This window comes from Lysobacter tyrosinilyticus, from assembly GCF_054779815.1.
Window position 1 is genome coordinate 752,813 of record NZ_BAAGXN010000001.1, and the last position, 19,410, is coordinate 772,222.

19 protein-coding genes and 1 pseudogene are annotated in these 19,410 nt (G+C 63.8%); 11 read left to right on the forward strand and 9 right to left on the reverse strand.

The window, feature by feature from the left end:
- Positions 1-76: 76 nt before the first annotated feature.
- Positions 77-1,234 (forward strand): sensor histidine kinase, encoded by a 1,158-nt coding sequence (locus ACYVGK_RS03125; RefSeq protein WP_460731771.1) that lies wholly within the window; start codon positions 77-79, stop codon positions 1,232-1,234.
- Positions 1,235-1,303: 69 nt separating this feature from the next.
- Complete coding sequence (locus ACYVGK_RS03130) at positions 1,304-1,906, forward strand: response regulator transcription factor (protein WP_460731772.1); 603 nt, start codon at positions 1,304-1,306, stop codon at positions 1,904-1,906.
- Between the two features lie 233 nt (positions 1,907-2,139).
- Here the strand turns inward: ACYVGK_RS03130 and ACYVGK_RS03135 are convergent, their stop codons facing one another.
- The 7 genes from ACYVGK_RS03135 to ACYVGK_RS03165 form a co-directional block, all read right to left on the reverse strand.
- A complete protein-coding gene (locus ACYVGK_RS03135; RefSeq protein WP_460731773.1) occupies positions 2,140-3,510 on the reverse strand; it encodes a leucyl aminopeptidase family protein in 1,371 nt (456 codons plus the stop codon).
- Positions 3,507-4,220: an HAD family hydrolase gene (locus tag ACYVGK_RS03140; RefSeq protein WP_460731774.1), complete on the reverse strand. Its 714-nt coding sequence runs from the start codon at positions 4,218-4,220 to the stop codon at positions 3,507-3,509. Before ACYVGK_RS03140 ends, ACYVGK_RS03135 begins: the two co-directional genes overlap by 4 nt.
- A 252-nt stretch (positions 4,221-4,472) precedes the next feature.
- Positions 4,473-5,480 (reverse strand): AI-2E family transporter, encoded by a 1,008-nt coding sequence (locus ACYVGK_RS03145; RefSeq protein ID WP_460732435.1) that lies wholly within the window; start codon positions 5,478-5,480, stop codon positions 4,473-4,475.
- A gap of 120 nt (positions 5,481-5,600) precedes the next feature.
- Entirely contained in the window at positions 5,601-5,975 is a 375-nt protein-coding gene (locus ACYVGK_RS03150; RefSeq protein ID WP_460731775.1) for a hypothetical protein, read from the reverse strand.
- Between the two features lie 35 nt (positions 5,976-6,010).
- Positions 6,011-6,577 (reverse strand): phage holin family protein, encoded by a 567-nt coding sequence (locus tag ACYVGK_RS03155; protein WP_460731776.1) that lies wholly within the window; start codon positions 6,575-6,577, stop codon positions 6,011-6,013.
- 191 nt (positions 6,578-6,768) lie between these two features.
- Positions 6,769-7,134 (reverse strand): hypothetical protein, encoded by a 366-nt coding sequence (locus tag ACYVGK_RS03160; protein WP_460731777.1) that lies wholly within the window; start codon positions 7,132-7,134, stop codon positions 6,769-6,771.
- A gap of 69 nt (positions 7,135-7,203) precedes the next feature.
- Positions 7,204-8,646 (reverse strand): Do family serine endopeptidase, encoded by a 1,443-nt coding sequence (locus ACYVGK_RS03165; RefSeq protein ID WP_460732436.1) that lies wholly within the window; start codon positions 8,644-8,646, stop codon positions 7,204-7,206.
- Between the two features lie 588 nt (positions 8,647-9,234).
- Between ACYVGK_RS03165 and ACYVGK_RS03170 the strand changes: the two genes are divergently transcribed.
- The 7 genes and pseudogenes from ACYVGK_RS03170 to ACYVGK_RS03200 all read left to right on the forward strand — a co-directional run bounded on the left by ACYVGK_RS03170 (position 9,235) and on the right by ACYVGK_RS03200 (position 16,021).
- Positions 9,235-11,388 carry an adenosylcobalamin-dependent ribonucleoside-diphosphate reductase gene (locus ACYVGK_RS03170; RefSeq protein WP_460731778.1) on the forward strand — a complete coding sequence of 718 codons (2,154 nt, stop codon included), beginning with the start codon at positions 9,235-9,237 and terminating at the stop codon, positions 11,386-11,388.
- A gap of 241 nt (positions 11,389-11,629) precedes the next feature.
- Entirely contained in the window at positions 11,630-12,133 is a 504-nt protein-coding gene (locus tag ACYVGK_RS03175) for a hypothetical protein (protein WP_460731779.1), read from the forward strand.
- Positions 12,134-12,304: 171 nt separating this feature from the next.
- On the forward strand, positions 12,305-13,090 hold the full coding sequence (locus tag ACYVGK_RS03180) for a TSCPD domain-containing protein (RefSeq protein WP_460731780.1): 786 nt from the start codon (positions 12,305-12,307) through the stop codon (positions 13,088-13,090).
- Positions 13,068-13,202: pseudogene (locus ACYVGK_RS03185) on the forward strand (DUF5763 domain-containing protein); the annotation flags it as partial. The gene ACYVGK_RS03180 and the pseudogene ACYVGK_RS03185, both read left to right, overlap by 23 nt.
- Positions 13,203-13,268: 66 nt before the next feature.
- Entirely contained in the window at positions 13,269-14,027 is a 759-nt protein-coding gene (locus ACYVGK_RS03190; protein WP_460732437.1) for a PD-(D/E)XK nuclease domain-containing protein, read from the forward strand.
- Positions 14,028-14,243: 216 nt separating this feature from the next.
- Positions 14,244-15,065 carry a hypothetical protein gene (locus ACYVGK_RS03195; RefSeq protein ID WP_460731782.1) on the forward strand — a complete coding sequence of 274 codons (822 nt, stop codon included), beginning with the start codon at positions 14,244-14,246 and terminating at the stop codon, positions 15,063-15,065.
- 173 nt (positions 15,066-15,238) lie between these two features.
- The gene (locus tag ACYVGK_RS03200) at positions 15,239-16,021 is read left to right on the forward strand and encodes an SPFH domain-containing protein (RefSeq protein WP_460731783.1); all 783 of its coding nucleotides are present in this window, start codon (positions 15,239-15,241) and stop codon (positions 16,019-16,021) included.
- Positions 16,022-16,135: 114 nt separating this feature from the next.
- On the opposite strand, the gene ACYVGK_RS03205 is transcribed toward ACYVGK_RS03200, so the two are convergent.
- Together ACYVGK_RS03205 and ACYVGK_RS03210 are read right to left on the reverse strand one after the other, a co-directional pair.
- Positions 16,136-17,119 carry a hypothetical protein gene (locus tag ACYVGK_RS03205; RefSeq protein WP_460731784.1) on the reverse strand — a complete coding sequence of 328 codons (984 nt, stop codon included), beginning with the start codon at positions 17,117-17,119 and terminating at the stop codon, positions 16,136-16,138.
- 433 nt (positions 17,120-17,552) lie between these two features.
- The gene (locus tag ACYVGK_RS03210; RefSeq protein WP_460731785.1) at positions 17,553-17,957 is read right to left on the reverse strand and encodes a hypothetical protein; all 405 of its coding nucleotides are present in this window, start codon (positions 17,955-17,957) and stop codon (positions 17,553-17,555) included.
- Between the two features lie 305 nt (positions 17,958-18,262).
- On the opposite strand from ACYVGK_RS03210, the gene ACYVGK_RS03215 reads away from it, so the two are divergent.
- Together ACYVGK_RS03215 and ACYVGK_RS03220 are read left to right on the forward strand one after the other, a co-directional pair.
- Positions 18,263-18,529, forward strand: coding sequence for a hypothetical protein (locus ACYVGK_RS03215; RefSeq protein ID WP_460731786.1), 267 nt, complete (start codon positions 18,263-18,265; stop codon positions 18,527-18,529).
- Between the two features lie 129 nt (positions 18,530-18,658).
- Entirely contained in the window at positions 18,659-19,342 is a 684-nt protein-coding gene (locus ACYVGK_RS03220; RefSeq protein ID WP_460732438.1) for a hypothetical protein, read from the forward strand.
- Positions 19,343-19,410: the final 68 nt, after the last annotated feature.

Here is a 19,410-nt window from a genome sequence, read left to right on the forward strand (position 1 = left end):
ATTCAATGCAGCACAGCCCTCCGGCGATGGCGTGAGTTGCGCGCTGCCGCCAGCGTCCGTGACAGGAGCCCTGCCCGTGTTTTTCGAATACTTCCGGCCTTCCGACAATTCATTGCTGGCCTTGCGCGCCCAGCTCATGGGCGGCCGCCACGGTGGGCAGTGGACGGCATGGCTGATGCTGGTCTGGTCGATCTGGATCTTCCTGACGCCGGCCATCACCGCACCGGGAGTCTTCCCGCATTGGCTGTGGCCGACGCTGGTCGCGTATGCGGTGTTCCTGTGGCTGTACTACCGCGCCTACTACCGTGATCGTCGCAAGGTCCTGTGGTCCGCGGTGGGTATCGCTGCGCTGGGCTTCGCGCTGATGCCGTTCAACGGCGGCGCGCAGGGCTTTCTGATTTACGCCTGTGCCTTCCTGGCGTTCGCCCTGCCGCCACGGCGTGCGATCGCCGGCATGCTGGGCGTGCTGGCGCTGCATGCCGTGCAATGGCTGTGGCTGGGCTTCCCGTGGCCGTACATCCTAAATGGCGTCATCGTGGGACTGGCGGTCGGCCTGATGAATGTCACCTACGCGCGCAAGATGCACGCCGATGCCGCGCTCAAGCTCAGTCACGACGAAGTGCGGCGACTGGCGGCGCTGGCCGAACGCGAACGCATCGGTCGCGATCTGCACGACCTGCTCGGTCACACGCTGTCGCTGGTGGCGCTGAAGTCGGAGTTGGCCGGCCGCCTCATACAACGCGATCCCGAAGCGGCACGCGCTGAAATCCAGGAGGTCAGTCGCGTAGCGCGCGAAGCGCTGGCACAGGTGCGCGCCGCCGTGACCGGCATCCGCTCCGCCGGTATTGCCGCGGAGCTTGCATCGGCCAAGCTGCTGCTCGAGTCCGATGGCGTGGTGTTCAAGTACGCGATGAACGAGGCGGCCCTGCCGCCGCGCGTGGAGACCGCGCTGGCGATGACGGTGCGCGAGGCGGTGACCAATATTCAGCGACATGCGCGCGCGAGCAACGCGGAAGTGGCTTTCGCCACCGAGCGTGGCGATGCGATCGTCCGCATCAGCGACGACGGCCGCGGTGGCGCGATCGTGCCGGGTAATGGCCTGGGCGGCATGCGCGAGCGCATCGAAGCGCTGGGCGGTCGCCTGCGGATCGACTCTACGGCGGGCAAGGGCACGCGCATCGAAGTGCGGCTGCCACTGGCCGCCAACGACGACACGCACGCGCCCGAACCCTGATCCGCGGCTGCGCCGGATGATCGCGTTTGCTACTTTTCCCGGCAGCTTCCCAATAGGGCGTCCGCCCCGATGATCCGTGTGCTGCTGGCCGAAGACCAAACGCTGCTGCGCGGCGCCCTGGCGGCTTTGCTCAATCTGGAATCGGATCTCGAGGTCGTGGGCGCGGCGGCGGACGGCGAGAGCGCGTGGCGCGAATTGCAGCGTCTCAAGCCGGACGTGCTGGTCACCGACATCGAGATGCCGGGCCTGACCGGCCTCGAACTGGCGCAGCGCATCCAGCGCCAGGAATTGCCGATCCGGGTGGTGATCGTCACCACGTTCGCGCGCCCCGGTTTCCTGCGGCGCGCGCTGGACGCCGGCGTCGGCGCGTACCTACTCAAGGATGCGCCGGCCGAGCAGCTCGCCGACGCGATCCGCCAGGTGCAGCGTGGCGGCCGCGTCATCGATCCGCAGCTCGCGCTCGATGCGTGGTCCGAAGCCGACCCGCTCAACGATCGCGAACGTCAGGTGCTGCGTCTCGCTGGGGAAGGACTATCGGCCAGCGAGATCGCCGCACAGCTCAACCTCTCGCACGGCACCGTGCGCAACTACCTGTCCGAAGCGATCGGCAAGCTCAACGTCGGCAACCGCATCGAGGCGTATCGCCTGGCGCGGCAGAAGGGTTGGTTGTAGGGCGCATTGCGGCGCAGTCCATTACCGGCAATTGGCGCGAAGCCCCAATGAGTTCCTTCTCCCCGCTTGCGGGGAGAAGGTGGCGCGAAGCGACGGACGCCCCGAAGGAAGCACCCTTGGGGTGTGAGGGGCGCTTTTGCGGTTGCCCTTACTTCCCCTCACCCTGCGTCGCTGGCGCGACGCTGTCCCTCTCCCCGCAAGCGGGGCGAGGGGTACGCAGTGCGCCGGCTACGTCAGCACAGCCCCTTCAACATCGCGTACGCCGCACGCAATCCCTGCGCTTCACCACCCGTCGGCTTGCCCGGGCGTTCGCTGTCATTCCACGCATACACGTCCAGGTGCGCCCACTTCTGCTGCGCGGGCACGAAACGCTCGAGATACAGCGCGGCGGTGATGCTGCCGGCCATCTTCGACGGCCCGCCGTTGGCGATGTCGGCAATCGTGCTGGTGAGGTAGCGCCAGTACGGACGCCATAGCGGCATGCGCCACAGTGGATCGCGCAGGCGCATGCCGGCTTCGAGCCATGCATTCGCGGTGGCGTCGTCATTGGAATACACCGCCGGCAGATCCGGGCCCAGCGCGATGCGCGCCGCACCGGTGAGCGTGGCGAAATCGAGCAGCAGGTCCGGCTTGAGTTCGGCGGCGCGGGTCAGCGCGTCGCACAGCACCACGCGGCCCTCGGCATCGGTGTTGTCGATCTCGACGTTGATGCCGGCACGGGTGGCGATCACTTCGCCGGGACGGAAGGCATTCGGACCGACCGCGTTCTCCACCGCCGGCACGAACAGGCTGATCCGCAGCGGCAGATCGCGCGCCATGATCCATTCGACCAGCGCGATCGCGTGCGCGGCGCCGCCCATGTCCTTCTTCATGTTGCGCATGCCATCGGCGGGCTTGAGGTCGAGGCCGCCGGTGTCGAAGCACACGCCCTTGCCGCAGATCGCGATGTGCGGCAGGCCTACCGCGCCCCAGGTGAGCGCGATCATCCGCGGCGCGCGGTGCGAAGCACGGCCGACCGCGTGGATCGCCGGATAGTTCTGGGTCAGCAGGTCGTCGCCGCTGACGACTTCGATATGCGCGCCGAAGCGCTCGGCCAGTTCGCAGCACACCTGCTCGAGCTGGTCCGGACCCATGTGTTCGGTCGGCGTGTTGACCAGGTCGCGGACGCGCAGGCACGCGGCGAGTTCGGCCAGCACGTCGTCGACGTCGTCTTCGATCAGTAGCGAGGCCGGCGTGCGCAGCGGCTGCTTGTAGCGGGTGAAGCGGTAGCTGCCCAGACCCCAGCCCAGTTGCAGCGCTGCGGTTTCGGCGGCATCGAGGCGATCGGCGAGGCGATAGGTGCGCATCGGCAACGCATACGGGGCATGGCCGTAGGCGGCCGGATCGAAGCGGTCAGCGACGCCGAGTACCGCCGCGGCGATGCGGCCGTCGGTATCCGGCACCAGCTGCGCGGTGTACGCGCTGCCGTCGAAGCCTTGTGCATCCAGCCAGGTACCGACCGCCGCGGGCTGCGCCGTACGCCACTCCGCGAAATCCGCACGGGTGACGATGTGCAGCGGCAGCGCGTTGGTGGAGTCGAGGGTGAGTCCGGCGGGTAGGGTCATGCGGCGGCTTCTTCTTGTGGGTGCGCATCCAGCCAGTCGGCCAGTGCGGTCAGCGTGGTGAATTCGAGGTCGGGGCGCACGTCGTCGTGCGGCCAGGCCTGGTGTTCGCGATTGAGCCAGCAGGTGCGCAGTCCCGCGCGTGCGGCGCCGACGACGTCCATCTCGATGTCGTCGCCGACATGCAGCACGTGGTACGGCGAGGCGCCGAGCCTGGCGCAGGCGGCGTGGAAGATGCTGGCCACCGGCTTGGGCGCGCCGTGTTCGCGCGCGCCGAGCTGGAAGGTGAAGTGGGTGTGCACGCCGACGCGGACCAGATCGGCATTGCCGTTGCTCAACGCGGCCAGCGGCACACGCGCGGCCAGGCGTTGCAGCGCGTCGAGCGCGTCAGGGTAGAACTCGACCCGGTTGCGTTCGGCGAAGAAGGCCTCGAACGCCGCGTCGACATGCACCGGATCGTCGCCGGCCAGGCGCATCGCGCGGTCCAGGGTCATCCGCCGCATCGTGCTGAAGTCGTGGATCAGGTGCGGATGCTCGGCGTCGAGCTCGGTGCGCAACTCGCGCATCTTCACGATCGGGAACTGCGCCGCGGTGCGCGGGCAGTTGGCTTCGAGCCAGTCGTGCAGCACCTGTTCGACCCGCGCCCCGATCGGCGCGAAGGGCCACAGGGTGTCATCGAGGTCGAGGGTGATGGCGCGGATGGGGAAGGTCACCGGGGCATTGTAATGGCGCCGGCTCGCGCAGGCCGACATCCTGAATGCGCCAAGGCCCCAATTCGCAGGTTTTGTAGAGCGGAGCTTGCTCCGCTGCCCTGGCTCCCGTAGATCCGGGCCTGCCCGGATCGCTCCTGCCTGTTGCGAAAAGCGCGCCGGGCTGGCGCAACGAAAAGCGCACCGCAAGAGCAGCGGAGCGAGCTCCGCTCTACAAAGATCAAGGCCAGGCCTGGATGCTCGAGTGTCGTATGGCTACTCCAACAACCGCGCCCACCCCTCCATCCCCTCGGTCCGCTCCAGCACCAGTTTCACGCACACCAGCAGCGGCACGGCCAACAGCAGGCCGATGATTCCCCACAAGGCGCCGAACACCATCAACACCAGGATCAGCACCAGCGGCGACACCCGCATGCGCCGGCCGAGCACGATCGGCGTCACCAGCTGACCCTCCAGCGTGTGCAGTGCCAGGTAGATGCCGGACGGCAGCAGCGCCTGCACGCCGTCGAACGCGGTCATGCCGATCAGCAGCATCACCGCCATGCCGACCAGCGGACCCACGTAAGGCGCGAAGTTGAGTAGCGTGGCCATCGTGCCCCACAGCAGCGCCTCGGGCAGCGGCAGGCCCAGCAGGATCAGCGCGATGGCAAACACCAGCCCGACCACCGCATTGATCAGGCTGATGGTGAGCACATAGCGCGACAGCTCCGCCTCGATCGATTGCAGGATCTCCACGGTGAGCTTCTTCTGCTGCCGGCTGTGCAGCAGCGCGATCGCGTTGCGCTGCAGGTTCTCGCCATAGACCATGAAGAAGAACGTCAGCAGCACCACCGCCAGCACCGAAGCAATCAATCGCGGCGTGGTGGTCAGCAGCTTGTAGGGCTCGTTGACCTCGGTGCGCACCACCTGCACCGGCTTGGACTCGCCACCCGCGGCGCGGGCAAGGTTTTCCGCCGCCTTGTTCGCCTCCTGCACCGGCTTGACCATCGCGCGCAGCTTGGGCGCGAGCTCCTTGAGTTCCTTGGGCGCCGAGCGCACCCATTCGCCGGCCGGCTCGACCAGCTGATTGGCCAGCGCGCCCGCCAGCAGCAGCCCGCCCGCCAGCACCAGCAGCGCGGCGAGGAAGCGCGGAATCCACACGCGTTGCAGCACGCGGATGATCGGATTGCCGATCAGCGCGAAGAACATCGACAACAGCACCGGCAGGATCACATCCTGCGCGAGCCACAACACCATGCCCACCGCGATCGTCGCCAGCACCACGGCCGCGAAGGATGCGCGTGGACGCGGCGCGTCGGATGCGGTGTGCGGAAGTTGCGCGACATCCGCGTCGTCGCTGGAAGCGTCGTTGTTGGAAGAATCGGATCGGGGCAGCGACACGGCTCAGGATTCCGCGACAGTGGATGAAACATCCTGCGATGTTGCCGTCGGCGCCGCCATCGTGCCGGCGGCATCCTCGACCGTTTCCGCGGTTTCTTCCGCTGCCTGCGCCGCGGCCTGGGCACTGCCGCCGGCGAATAGTCCCGACAGCATCGTCACCAACTGCATCCATTGCCCACTACGTGCCGCCACGCGCAGCGGATGCGTGCGGCCTACGAGGAAACCGGCCACCACTCCCGCGATGATCACGCGCCCCGGCGTCCACGCTTCCTTCCAGGTGGTCTTCAACCGCTGCCAGTCATCGACCACGAGGCGCTCGCGCGCTTCGAGTGCGGCCTCGGCCTGTTGCACCTTGCTGAGCAGTTGCTTGAAACCCATGCGTGTCCAGGTGGTTGTCGCGTGCGGGAATCGGATCAGGGCGGCGTGACGTCCACGCCCAGGCCCTTCTTCGGGGGATCGCCGCCGCTGTCGTTCATGCGTTCGGCGGCGTGATGGGTGGCTTCGTGCGAGCCGGGATCGGGCATGAAGTCGGACAGTTCGCCGATGCCCAGTCGCGCCAGTTGCCGGCGTGTGGCGTGCATGCGCGTGTGTTCGAAGTAGTGGATCGCGCGCCAGATGCCCAGCGCGGTCACGATCAGGCTCAGCAGTGCGCACACCGACAGCGACAAGGTCCACGACCAGCCCAGCGCATCGTGCAGCACTGCGGTGAGCGCGGCCATCAGTAGCATCCACGCCGAGCCGCCGAAGGCCACCGCCACACCGGTGTAGGCCAATGCGCGTCCGAACGCGCTGCGCGCCAGCGACAGATCGGCGGAAATCAGGATGCGCAGCGCCTTCGCGGCATCAGTGGCGGCATGCAGGCCGGCCTGACCGGCGGCGCGCACCTGGCGCAGCGACTCGGCCAGGTCCGGTGCGGTCGTAGCGCCGCCGGGCTTGCCGGCATCGGAGGGAGCGTTGCTGTCGCTACGCGGTTCGTCCATCGGGCCACCGTGCCTTTAGGCCAATGCGGTGAGAGTAGCCCGGGCGGGCGCGGTTCGTGCGGGGCGTTCCCGACAACACCCCGAGGGCGGACCCGGCTCTCCGGCATAGCCGGAGGGCGCTCGTCAGGGCGCGAGCCAATGGCTCGCTAGCGCCCTTCCTCACCCCGCCCGGGCCACATTCCAACCAGGACTTATTTATCGCCGCCGCCGCGGGCGAGCTTGGCGATGATCCAGCCGGCCGCGAAGGCGACGCCGAACGACGCCAGCGGCCGCTCGCGGATCAGGTCGGCCGCGCTGTCGATCAGGTCGCGGCCCTTGTCCATCAGCGTGTCCATCTGTTCGCGAGCGGCACCGCCGGCGTGTTCGGCGGCAGTGATGCCGGCCAGCGCGCTGTCGGCGAGATCGGCTTTCACGTTGGCCTTGCCCAGGCGCAGCTCGTCGGCGGCGGCGCCTGCGGCATTACGCAGTGCATCGCCGGTATCGACCGCAGCCTGCTTGAGATGACCGCCGGCCTCGCCGAGATGGGCCTTCATGCCATCGGTAGTGGTGGGTGACATGCTCGTTCTCCTTGGTGAGAAGCGGATGACCTGCCGACGATACCCCGCGCCGCGTGAGCCCCGCGGGTTTTATTGCATCGGCAGGTCGCCACGCTGGCCGCCACGCCAGACGCGAAGCACCAACTGTGCCGGGGCGCGTGTGAAGCTGGCGCGGAAGCCGGGGAGGTCGTCGAATTCGCCCGTGCTGGCGGCGAGGATCACATCGCCCTGCTGCAGGCGGTTGCGGGCCGCGCGGCTGCCGCGGGTGACGGCTTCGACCAGTACGCCAGTCGCGCCCTGCTGGCGCAGCGAGGCGGGCAGTTCGGCGAAGGTCGCGCCTTCCAGACGCGCGTCCAGTTCGACGCCGGCGATCGAGCGGGCCTGCTCACGCAGCCCGGCGCTGAGCTGCAGCGGCTTGCCGTCGCGGATCACCTGCAGTGACACCCGGCTGCCGACAGACTGCAGGCCTTCAAAGTTGCGCAGCGAATTGCGGTCGTCGATGTGCTCGCCGTTGGCGCCGATGATCACATCGCCGGTCTTCAGACCGGCGGCAGCCGCGGCCGAACCCGGGAATACCCGCGTCACCACCGCGCCGCGCGCTTCACCCAGCCCCAGGCCTTGAGCGATGCGCGGATCCACGTCCTGCGCTTCGACGCCCAGCGTGCCGCGACGGACCTGGCCGGTGGCGACCAGCTGGTCCATCACGCCGCGCGCGATGCTGGTGGGGATCGCGAAGCCCAGGCCGATGTTGCCGGCCATCGAACCGCGCGGGTTGAAGCTGGCGGTGTTGATGCCGACCAGTTCGCCATTGAGGTTGACCAGCGCGCCGCCCGAATTGCCCGGATTGATCGAGGCGTCGGTCTGGATGAAGTTCTGGAAGCCCAGCCCGCGCAGGCCGCTGCGGCCGACCGCGGAGACGATGCCGGAAGTGACGGTCTGGCCGATCCCGAACGGATTGCCCACCGCGACCACGAAGTCGCCGACCTTGAGCTGGCTCGAATCGGCCAGCGGGATCGCGCTGAGCTTGTCGGCCTTGATCTTCATCACCGCGATGTCGGTGTCCGGGTCGGACCCCACGAACTCGGCCTTGAACGTGCGCTCGTCCGACAGCGTCACCGACACCTCGTCCGCGCCTTCGATCACGTGGTGGTTGGTGAGGATCAGGCCGCGCGCCGCGTCCACGATCACGCCCGAACCCAGCGACTCGCTGATCCGTTCCTGGGTGAGCTGCGGAAACATGCGGCGGAACACCGGATCGTCGGCGAACGGCCCCACGCCCACCTGCACGCGTTGCTTGGTGTGCACGCTCACCACCGCGGGCGTGACCCGCGCCAGCATCGGCGCCAGCGACGGCAGCGGGGTGGTGCCGACCGCGGCCGGCAGGGCAGCGGTGGCGGGGATCGCCGGTGCCGCAGCGGGTGCGGCTTCGGCCGGGGCTTCCAGCGCATCGCGCATCGCGGTGGCGGCGAAACCGCCGAAGGCCGCGGCGGCGGAGAGGGTGAGCAGGGTCTTCTGGGCGTTCGACAGGCGCATGCAGGGCAGGTCGGCTGAATGGGTCAGGAAGTGAAGTCGCGACGCGCACTCAGGAATCAAGCCGTCGCGGTACGGTTCAGTGTCGGCGCTAGCCGCCCAACCGTCCATGAAGTTGACCGGAAGTTTGGCCGTCATCTGCAAATTGCGCGCCAACCCGCATGGCGACTGGGCTACGCAGTCGTGGGTGTTTTCCGGCCACGCAAAGTCGCAAAAAAACGGTTGACTTGGGTAGGGGGCGGGTTTAGGTTTGGTCCCCGTCCGGCCACTACATCTTGTGGTTAGCCGGACGGGAAGAGCCCAAGCTTAGGGGTAAAGCTTGGATGTCAAGGCCAGGCCGGAAGACGCGGGGGAGCGGCGGACGGCAGGAGCAAACAGGACCGGCGAAGCAGCTGCCACGCCAGGTCCAACGACCCATACAACTGACGGCACGCGGCGCATCTGCATCTCCAATGGGAGTTCCAGGAAAGCGGTCGCGGGCCGTGCTATCGGCGTTATGGGGCAGTGTGACGCGCAGCACAAAAAACCATAAGAACAGCATGGGTGGTTGGTGTTCGTAGCAGCCACCCCATTGAAGGAGACAGGACAGGCATGAGCACCGTGCGCCTTGAAGCGGTAAAGACCCCCATGGCCCAGCAGGAAATCCCGATGCAGCCCGCGTCCCAGGACATCTGGGACAAGAAGTACCGGCTGAAGACCAAGTCGGGTGAGGCGGTGGACGCGGACATCGACGCGACCTACCAGCGCGTCGCCAAGGCCCTGGCGGAGGCCGAACCGAATGCCGAGAAGCAGGCCTACTGGCACGACCGCTTCGTTTGGGCGCTGCGCCGCGGGGCAATCCCGGCTGGCCGCATCACGTCCAACGCCGGTGCGCTCGAACACAAGCCCGCCACCTCGACGATCAACTGCACCGTCTCGGGCACCATCGAAGATTCGATGGACGGCATCCTCGAGAAGGTCCACGAAGCGGGCCTGACCCTGAAGGCCGGCTGCGGCATCGGCTACGAATTCTCGACGCTGCGTCCGCGCGGCGCGTTCGTCGCCGGCGCCGGCGCGTACACCTCGGGCCCGATGTCCTTCATGGATATCTACGACAAGATGTGCTTCACCGTGTCCTCGGCCGGTGGCCGTCGCGGCGCGCAGATGGGCACGTTCGACGTGTCGCATCCGGACGTGAAGGATTTCATCCGCGCCAAGCGCGAAGACGGCCGCCTGCGCCAGTTCAACCTCTCGCTGCTGATCACCGACGGCTTCATGGACGCGGTCAACAACGATCAGGACTGGCCGCTGGTGTTCCCGGTCAACACCAAGGAACAGGGCGACATCGACGTCAACGACGCCGAGCAGGTGGTCTGGCGCGAATGGCCGACCCACCGCAACTACATCACCCGCGACGACGGCCTGGTCGCCTGCAAGATCTACGGCCACATCCGTGCCCGTCATCTGTGGGACATGATCATGGTCTCGACGTACGACTACGCCGAGCCGGGCTTCATCCTGATCGACCGCGTCAACGAGATGAACAACAACTGGTGGTGCGAGTCGATCCGCGCGACCAACCCCTGCGGCGAGCAGCCGCTGCCCCCGTACGGCGCCTGCCTGCTGGGCTCGGTGAACCTGACCAAGTTCGTGCGCAAGCCGTTCACCGATGAGGCCTCCTTCGATTGGGAGGAATATAAGGAAGTCGTGCGCGTGTTCACCCGCATGCTCGACAACGTCGTCGAAGTGAACGGCCTGCCGCTGGAACAGCAGCGCGCCGAGATCATGCGCAAGCGCCGCCACGGCATGGGCTTCCTCGGCCTGGGCAGCACCGTGACCATGTTGCGGATGAAGTACGGCTCCAAGGAGTCGTGCGACTTCACCGATCGCATCGCCCGTGACATGGCCGTGGCCGGCTGGGAAATGGGCCTGTCGCTGGCCAAGGAGAAGGGCGCTGCCCCGATCATGGACGAGCGCTTCGACGTCACCGCCGAGATGCTGCGCAAGCGTCCGGAAATGGTGAAGGACGGTTGGAAGATCGGTCAGGAAATCGAAGGCAAGACCCTGCACGCGCGCTACAGCCGCTACATGCAGCGCATTGCTTCGGTCGCCCCGGAGCTGGTGGACGAACTCGCCGAGGTCGGTGCCCGCTTCACCCATCACAGCTCGATCGCTCCGACCGGCACCATCTCGCTGTCGCTGGCCAACAACGCGTCGAACGGCATCGAGCCGTCGTTCGCGCACCACTACAGCCGCAACGTGATCCGTGAAGGCAAGAAGTCGAAGGAAAAGGTCGACGTCTACTCGTACGAGCTGCTCGCCTATCGCGAGCTGGTCAACGCCAAGGCCATGCCGTTCAGCGAGGAAGTCGACGCCAAGCTCCCCGACTACTTCATCTCCGCCGACGACATCACCCCGAAGGAACACGTCGACGTCCAGGCCGCCGCGCAGAAGTGGGTCGACTCGTCGATCTCCAAGACCGCGAACGTCCCCACGGACTACCCGTACGAAGACTTCAAGGACATCTACCGCTACGCCCACCAGCAGGGCCTGAAGGGCTGCACCACCTTCCGCTTCAACCCGGCCGCCTTCCAGGGCGTGCTGGTGAAGGAAGCCGACCTCGAGAACACCACCTACCGCTTCGAACTCGAAGACGGCAGCACGATCGAGGTGAAGGGCAACGAGCAGATCGAATACGACGGCGAAATGCACACCGCCGCCAACCTCTTCGATGCGCTTAAGGAAGGCTATTACGGCAAGTTCTGAGGAAGGCGCGCAGTAGATTTTCCGGGCCGCGCTTTTCCCCCTCCCTTTCGCGCAGCGAAGGGGAGGGCCGGGGAGGGGTTGAGCGCCGCAGGCGCGAGTCGCTTCAACGGTTCAGTCTTCCGCACCGCCAGCTTCACCACGATTTCGAAGCCCCACAGGTATAGGATCAATTTCGCAACACCGCAGTCCCAATTGTTTGTCCCGATAAGAACCAAAGGCATAACGCCCGCGAGGAGGGCACATGAGCAACGGGAATGGAGTGACGTCGACCCTGTCGCAGGCGGCGGAAGTCGTGAAGGAAGCCGCATCCAACGCCGGCACCGCCATCGCCAACACGGCCGTGGTCAAGGCGGTGAAGAAGCGCGCCAGCTCGGCCACCAAGGCCGTGAAGAAGCGCGTGAGCAAGGCGAAGAAGGCGACGAAGAAGGCCGTCACCAAGGCTAAGAAGAAGCTCGAATCCGCCTCGGCTGCGGCGAAGAAGGAAGCCTCCGCCCTGCGGGCGAAGGTCGCCGGCAAGAAGGCCGCGAAGAAGGCAACCAAGAAGGCTGCAAAGAAGACCGCAAAGAAGGCTGCCAAGAAGGCGACGAAGAAAGTCGCAAAAAAGGCCGCCAAGAAGACCGCACGCAAGGCGACCAAGAAAGCCGCCGCGCGTAAGGCACCCGCCAGGAAGGCGGCGAAGAAGGCAGTGAAGAAGACGGCACGTCGACCGGCCAAGAAGGCCGCGAAGAAAGCCGCTCGCAAGTAAGCAGTACTTTGTAGAGCGGAGCTTGCTCCGCTGAGGCCGTACCGAAGTAATCGAAGTAACCAGAATAGAAAGCCCCGATTGGTCACCGCGCCCCACGCGGGCGCGGTGACCGCACTGAACCACTTGGCGCCGCCGCGAGCGCGCCACCACGCACCACCAGGAATCACGCCGATGACCGTCAAAATCGAAAAGAAGATCAAGGGCTACGCCGTCGTAACCGCCGACGACAAGGCCAAGGAAGCCATCAAGGCCGAGTCCGTCTCGCGCGCTGCCGCCGAGACCGAAGCCAAGCCCATGGCTGACGTCATCCAGATGCACGAGCGCGTCGAGCGCCCCGAAGTGCTGATCGGCTCCACCTACAAGATCAAAACGCCGCTGGTCGAACACGCCATGTACGTGACGATCAACGACATCGTCCTCAACCCGGGCACCGAGCACGAACTGCGCCGCCCGTTCGAGGTCTTCATCAATTCCAAGTCGATGGACCACTTCCAGTGGATCGTCGCCCTGACCCGCATCATGTCCGCCGTGTTCCGCAAGGGCGGCGACGTCACCTTCCTGGTCGACGAGATGCGCGCCGTGTTCGACCCGCGCGGCGGCTACTTCAAGGCCGGCGGCGTCTACATGCCCTCGCTGGTCGCCGAGATCGGCGCCGTGGTCGAAGAGCACCTCAAGTCGATCGGCCTGATGCACGATCCCGAGATGAGCGACGCCACCCGCGCTCTCATCGCCGAGAAGCGCAAGGTTTACGAAGAGCGCGCAAAAAAAAACAGTGAAGTAAGCCGCTCGCTCGGCAGCGATGCCGAAGCCCGCACCGAAGAAGTCATCGAAGTCACCGGCGAAGGCGCGTCTTTCCCGCCGTCGGCCACCATGTGCCACAAGTGCTCCACCAAGGCGGTGGTGATCATGGATGGGTGTGCGACTTGTTTGAACTGTGGTTACAGCAAGTGCGGGTAAGGCATCGCGCTTGGCTCTGAATTCGACTAGCTCTAGCAACGCTTGCAAAGGCAAGACCAGGGACGGCCGTCGCTGTGCTAGACAGGCTGGTAGCTCGGGGTATTGCGCGCAGCACACCAAAGCAGCATCTGCTGAACGTCAAGGAGATGCTTCTGATTCGGGCGAGCAGCGCATGCGCATGGATGAAGCGCTAACTTCAGTGCTGCGGACCTGTCGAGCGAAGGGGTGGGATGCGCGAACGTCCCATCAAGACCGGGAGTCTTGGCGGTATGCGACGATCTCTGTCGAGAAACACATCTTTTCTAGAGGTGTGTCTGACTTCATTACCGGTCAGCTCAATATCACTGTTGACGGTGGTGTTGAGATTTCGACAAGCAAAACATCCTTTTATTCGCATGGGATAAACGATCTTCAACGCGCGGTAGTGAGCGATCTCGAAAAGCTTCCTTGGCTCGAGCCTGCGAAGAAAGGGTTGCCTCCTCCGGGAATCGATCGAGTGCTGATGATTGCGAGTCGATTCCATGCGGTCGCCACGCAGCTGCGACGCCGCTATGGAGGGCGTGCGTCGTTAGAGATCGAAGACGAGTACGACGTTCAAGATTTGTTGCATGCACTCCTGAAGCTCGATTTTGATGACGTTCGCCCGGAAGAGTATTCGCCAAGCAAAGGCGGGGCCAGCTCACGCTTGGATTTTTTGCTCAAGCAGCAAAAGATGGTTATCGAAGCGAAAATGGCGAGTCAGTCGCTTACTGATAAGAAAATTGGCGAGCAGCTCATTGTTGACATAGAGCGGTATCGCGCACATCCAGATTGTGAGCGGTTGGTGTGTTTGGTTTATGACCCGCATCATCACATCCGCAATCCGGTGGGACTTGAGCGCGACCTAAGCCGCAAAGAAGCAACGATAGAGGTTCATGTAGTTGTCGTGCCGAAATAGGGAAGGCAGGGGGCTGGGCACGTTTTAAGGAAGGGTCGAAGGGTCAGAGTACGTTTTCTCAGCGATCACGAAGCCTGCTTGACCTCTGTTTCCGAGCCGCACCTGCGAGGGAATAAAGGGGTCAGGTTCATTTACGCGAAGAATAAAGGGGTCAGGTTCATTTACGCGTCGGCTGTAAATGAACCTGACCCTTTTTGCAGCTAAAGGGGTAAAGGCATGGGCGCAACTAACCTTGGGAATCAGCTTAATCAGATCGTCTCGTCCGCTCGGGCGTCAATGTTTGATCAAGGTGAGCTAGTGCAGCTCACTTATGGCGCCTTCGATATTGCAGCTCGTGGCATGCAAGAGAGCGGGCAGCAAGAGATTCAAGTGACCTTTCCGATCGGGTACAAGGCAGACAAGACGGCAATATCTTCGACGCGCACCTACAAGCAAGATCAATTGCTAGGAAAGTATCAGTTCTTGGCGTTCCATCAGTTGAGTGTCAATGGGATCCTTCAGCTGGTTACGCTCGTCGAAGCCATGCTGAGTGACGTGCTTAGAGCCGTGGTCGTACGCTATCCGCACAAGATTGGCGGCAAGCGGTCCATCCCTATCCATTCGATTCTGGAGGCGACGTCGCTAGATGAAGTCCATCTACGGGCGACTGATGCGCTGCTAAACGAGCTTTCCTACAAGTCACCCGCCGAATTCGCCGAGGTGATTGAGCAACAGCTTTCCGTTAATTTGCTGGAATGCCCCGCATTCCATTGCTACGTAGAGATCAAGGCCACCCGTGATATCTACATTCACAATCGCGGAATCGCAAACGATGTCTATGTGCGTAAGTCCGGATCTCACGCCCGGGTGAGGTCGGGCATGCAAGTCCCAGTTAGCACGCAGTACTACCTAGAGTCTTACGAGCATTGCTTGCAAGTTGCCGATTGGCTGGAAGAGCAGTTGCATGAGCATTGGCACAGCTCAGAGTTCGAAGCCAGGAAAGCGCCCCAGATTGAAATGCCGCTAGAGGAAAAACAGGGGTCAGAGTACATTTTTTAATAGGACTTCGACGCCGCTATAAACAAGAAAACCGGGGTCACAGCGATAAAGGGGTCAGGTTCATTTATGCGTCGGCGGTAAACGAACCTGACCCTTTTATAGTTGGCGCTCCGGACCAACAAGCAATCGTAAAGAGAAGTAATCAAGTGAAGTTTTCTGCTCGTCGTTTAATGATGCCCGTCATCCTGCTGTGCATAGCTGTCTTCAGCATCGGCTGCACTGTCGCCCAGCCCGATCCGGGTGACGTCGCCGTCTACCAGGATCGCCCGTACCTCTTTGGCCATGAGGGCATCCGGTCCGACGTCCTTACGGAAGGTCGTGACATGACGTGGCCGTCCACCACGATCATCTACGTCACCACCGCACCGCAGACCCTGCACGTATCGTTCCAAGACCTCTCGTCGATGGACAACATCCTGCTCGACTTCGACACCAGCGTGCAGCTGCGCGTCGTCGATGCGGCGGACACCTTGAAGCGCTTCGGTCCACGGTGGTGGGAGAACAACGTGGTGTCGCCCTACAACTCGATCGTCCGCAAGGCGGTCAAGTCCGAGAAGATGGCGCAGATGATGTCCGACCCCGTGGCGGCCGAGAAAGTCGATCAGGAAGTGACCGAGCAATTGCGCGCGCTGATCAAGGCGTCCGGCATTCGCGTGGAAGTGATGGCGGTCAACCTCGGCAAGGCAAAGCCGAATGACAACGTGCTGGCGCAGATGAACAACACAGCAGCCGAACAGCAGCGCAACCTGACGCTGGTCGCCGCCACCATCGCCGAGCAGCAGCGCAAGCTTGAGCAGGAGGCCAAGGCCGACGCCGACAATGCCTACCGCAACAGGATGGGCCTGTCGCCTGAGCAGTACCTTGCCCGCCAGTTGGCCGAGATCCAAGCCGAAGCGTGCCAGAAGGCAGCCGCATGCTACCTGGTGCCGCAGGGAACGAACGTCGTCGTCAAGTAACTTGCGCCTAAACAATAAAAGGGGACAGGTTCATTTTATGCGCTGGCTATAAATGAACCTGACCCTTTTATAGTTGGGCGTCTACCGGCGCGGAGCTTGGCGGTAGTGCATGTCTTATGGGCGACCCGGCACTCGACAGCAGCGGGCGGTCGCGGTCACTGTTCCCGCCGAAGCGCTGTCGTTCACCATGTTGCAATGCGACGTCCAACTGCCCGCGACCCGCATGCCGAAGATGGAAGGACGACACTGCGTTTCGACTGCCGTGTAGCCCGCGGGGCACGCACCCGCGAACGCATTTCCGGCCGCCCCCGCCGCCAGATTGAGCGGCGTGCCGTCGACCTCGACGCACTGCAGCGCGGTCGGCTGCGGATTGATGTAGTAACCAACGATGTCGCCAACCAGATGGGTCTGCGCGAATGAGTACACGCTCAGCTCGTTCGCAGAAGCGCCCTGGTCGAGCTTGACCACGGCAAAGTTGCTGGCGATGTCGCCGGCGCGGTAAACCGCGGTAGCGGCGAGCGGTTGTGTCCCACCAAATGGAAATGCGGTGATGTAGCCCTGACTGATCGGTGTCACCCAGGTGAAGTTGATGGCTGCCGCCGCGAACGAACCGGCAGCGCCCACGCCGTCGCAATCGCCGGAGGCACCGCCCTGGAAGGTGTAATCGCTGACCGCGGTCACGTCGAAGCTGCGCACGGTGTTGGCGGCGATCGCGCCGCCGGCGAGGCGGGTATCGAAGATGCGGCAGGGGCTGATCGGCACGAACACCAGATCGTTGTCGGGGTCGCCGAGGCTGCTCGGCCCGACCTGGCCCGACTGGGCCAGCAACACATCCTGCGCACGGCGGCTGCGCTCGCCGTTGGCGATGAGCGCTTCGTTCATCGCATCGAAACTGCGTGCGTCCGCGGCACGACGCAACGTGTCGAGATCCGCCTTGGCGAAGATCGGCGCCATGTCGGACGCCCATTTGCCCACGTTCGCGCGATAGGCTTCCTGGACATGATTGCCCCATTTCATGACGATCTGGTACACCAGTTCGCCGCGAGGGCCACGCTTATCTTTCTCTGCGGCTTCGGCATTCATGCTCAGTGACAGCATGGGCAACGCCAAGGTCAGACAAGTAACGAGCAAGTATGTTTTTTTCACGCATGTACCCCGTTGGGTGGTGAGTCGGTGATGGTCAGGCCGGTTCCGGCAGGTCTTTATTGATGCGGTAGCGGCTGGACATAGCCCAGCGTCTGTGAAGTAAACGGAAGGTCGCCGCAATCAAGGACAAGGCGGAAACAGGGGTCAGAGTCACCTTTCCGAAAGAGGGGGCCCTGGAAAACTAGGGTCAGAGTCGACTTTCTCTCGGCGTATTTCTCTCGACGTAAACCATGGCCTCAGGACTAAAGGGGACGGAGGCAATTAAGTGATGCTAATTGTCTCGTCCCTCCAGTCCGAGGTTCCTGCAAGCGGCAAAACGAACCTGACCCCATAACTTTCTATCGAGAAAAGGGGACGGAGGTAATTAAGACCTCTCCGGCGCCGCTCAAGGATCCGGCGGATATGTGGTTTCCCGATCGGGAACGACCCCCCGGATGACGCTGAGGGTGACAGCCGTGCGGTCGAGGAGGAATTGCCGGTTTTCATAATCGACGTGCTCGACCCTCACCTTGTGCGTATGCGTCGCCAGTCGGGTCTGCAGCTGCTGCATGTCGTCCTGCGCCTTCACCAGCGCTGCCTGGGTAGTGGCCAGCTGCTGCTGCGTGGCAGTCAGCTGCTCCTGCATCGCATCGATGCGTTCTTCCAGCTTCACCTGCAACTGCGCCCAGTCGGGCATGGCGCGCGGGGCATTGGGATCGTCGGTAAGTTTGCGGGATTGGGACAGGACGACCACCTTGGGCGGGCCGGCGAGTACCGGGGTCGAAAGCAATGCGACGGACAACATAGCCATACAGCTAACGCGCATGAAGATTCTCCAAATGGTGTGAAAAGACAAAAAAGGGGACGACAAAAAGGGGACGGAGGTAATTAAGGGCTGTTAATTACCTCCGTCCCCTTTTCGGGGGCTGCGGATAAGGTTGTGATAGTCGATCAAATGCTGCGAGTTTTCGTGGAGGCTGATGGATTCAAGCTGCAACTCGCACAGCTGCCACATCTTCACAATCCATAGACGTACTCCAACGTCAGCTGTATGCGGTTCATGAACCCGGCAAAAAGGCCGCTATATTTCGATACCCCAGACGAAGGAGGATTGAAATGCTTCTGACCAAACAAAACTTGATGACGGCACGTACGCTCGGCGTGGCGATCATCGCCCTGAGCCTTGGCGCCTGCGCCACCTATAAAGACGAGTTTGCAACGATCAACTCCCGACTCGATCAGCTCGACGCGAAGGTGCAGGGTGCAGCCCAGAGCGCCGAATCCGCCAATCAGTCCGCGCAGCAGGCCAACCAACGGCTGGATCAAATGGAAACCCGCGTCCAGCAGCTTGAAGCGGCGCCGCGCCGCAAGCCGCGCGGTTAGTCGCTCTTGCCGAACCAGGACCCGGTGGCCTTTGCTGGCCACCGGTCTCCTTATCTTCACCCAGTCTTCGTAAGGAGCCGTCCCATCCGTACGCGCACACACCCTGCGATCCGGGCCGTTAATGGTGCGCTGGCACTGGTGCTGGCGTTCGCGAGCTTCCGCGTGGCCAGCGCCGAGGATGCCGCCGCGCAACCGGTCGCCGCCGTCGACCAGCTTCCGCGAGGTCAAGAGGTGTCCGGCACCGTGATTGAGCTCGCGGGCTGGGTTGTCGCAACCAAGGACAGCCAAGGCTATCCGTTCGCGGTCATAGACAAGGCCGCCGCACAGATCTTGGTGTTCGGCGGCGACGGCCGGCTTCGCGGCGCGGCACCTGGGCTCTTTGGCTCGGCGATCGGCGACCATACGGCCCCCGGCATCGCCGGTCTCGCGCTTCGCGAGATTCCGGGCCGAGATCGCACGACGCCTGCTGGTCGCTTTGTGGGCGGTTTCGGTCCGTCAATCGACGCTGGGCGCGTGCTGTGGGTGGACTACGAATCCGCGGTCTCCATCCACCCTACCGCTACTGGCGTCCCGGCCGAGAGGCGCGCCGAACGCCTTGCATCGCCTGCGCCGGACGACAACCGCATCACTCATGGCTGCATCAACGTCTCGCCCGAGTTTTACGAGGGGATCATCCGTCCGACGTTCGAGCGGGGCGGGGTGTTCTACATCTTGCCGGATGCGGCGCCGATAGCGGAGATCTTCCCGGAGTTCGCGCAAAGTCGCGCGACTACGCAACGCAACTATGGAAGAGGCGCACGGCCCGCCGAATAACAGGGGTCAGAGTCGACTTTTCAGGACCAAAAACTCGGGTCAGAGTCGACTTTCCAGCGCCGCGCACT

Coding starts and splice junctions, on each gene's coding strand:
- ACYVGK_RS03135 (WP_460731773.1), bottom strand. CDS start 3,510: ATGACCCTACCCGCCGGACTCACCCTCGACTCCACCAACGCGCTGCCG.
- ACYVGK_RS03190 (WP_460732437.1), top strand. CDS start 13,269: ATGGATGAAGCGCTAACTTCAGTGCTGCGGACCTGTCGAGCGAAGGGG.
- ACYVGK_RS03165 (WP_460732436.1), bottom strand. CDS start 8,646: ATGCGCCTGTCGAACGCCCAGAAGACCCTGCTCACCCTCTCCGCCGCC.
- ACYVGK_RS03175 (WP_460731779.1), top strand. CDS start 11,630: ATGAGCAACGGGAATGGAGTGACGTCGACCCTGTCGCAGGCGGCGGAA.
- ACYVGK_RS03155 (WP_460731776.1), bottom strand. CDS start 6,577: ATGGACGAACCGCGTAGCGACAGCAACGCTCCCTCCGATGCCGGCAAG.
- ACYVGK_RS03130 (WP_460731772.1), top strand. CDS start 1,304: ATGATCCGTGTGCTGCTGGCCGAAGACCAAACGCTGCTGCGCGGCGCC.
- ACYVGK_RS03170 (WP_460731778.1), top strand. CDS start 9,235: ATGAGCACCGTGCGCCTTGAAGCGGTAAAGACCCCCATGGCCCAGCAG.
- ACYVGK_RS03215 (WP_460731786.1), top strand. CDS start 18,263: ATGCTTCTGACCAAACAAAACTTGATGACGGCACGTACGCTCGGCGTG.
- ACYVGK_RS03180 (WP_460731780.1), top strand. CDS start 12,305: ATGACCGTCAAAATCGAAAAGAAGATCAAGGGCTACGCCGTCGTAACC.
- ACYVGK_RS03210 (WP_460731785.1), bottom strand. CDS start 17,957: ATGGCTATGTTGTCCGTCGCATTGCTTTCGACCCCGGTACTCGCCGGC.
- ACYVGK_RS03150 (WP_460731775.1), bottom strand. CDS start 5,975: ATGGGTTTCAAGCAACTGCTCAGCAAGGTGCAACAGGCCGAGGCCGCA.
- ACYVGK_RS03205 (WP_460731784.1), bottom strand. CDS start 17,119: ATGCTGTCACTGAGCATGAATGCCGAAGCCGCAGAGAAAGATAAGCGT.
- ACYVGK_RS03200 (WP_460731783.1), top strand. CDS start 15,239: ATGCCCGTCATCCTGCTGTGCATAGCTGTCTTCAGCATCGGCTGCACT.
- ACYVGK_RS03195 (WP_460731782.1), top strand. CDS start 14,244: ATGGGCGCAACTAACCTTGGGAATCAGCTTAATCAGATCGTCTCGTCC.
- ACYVGK_RS03160 (WP_460731777.1), bottom strand. CDS start 7,134: ATGTCACCCACCACTACCGATGGCATGAAGGCCCATCTCGGCGAGGCC.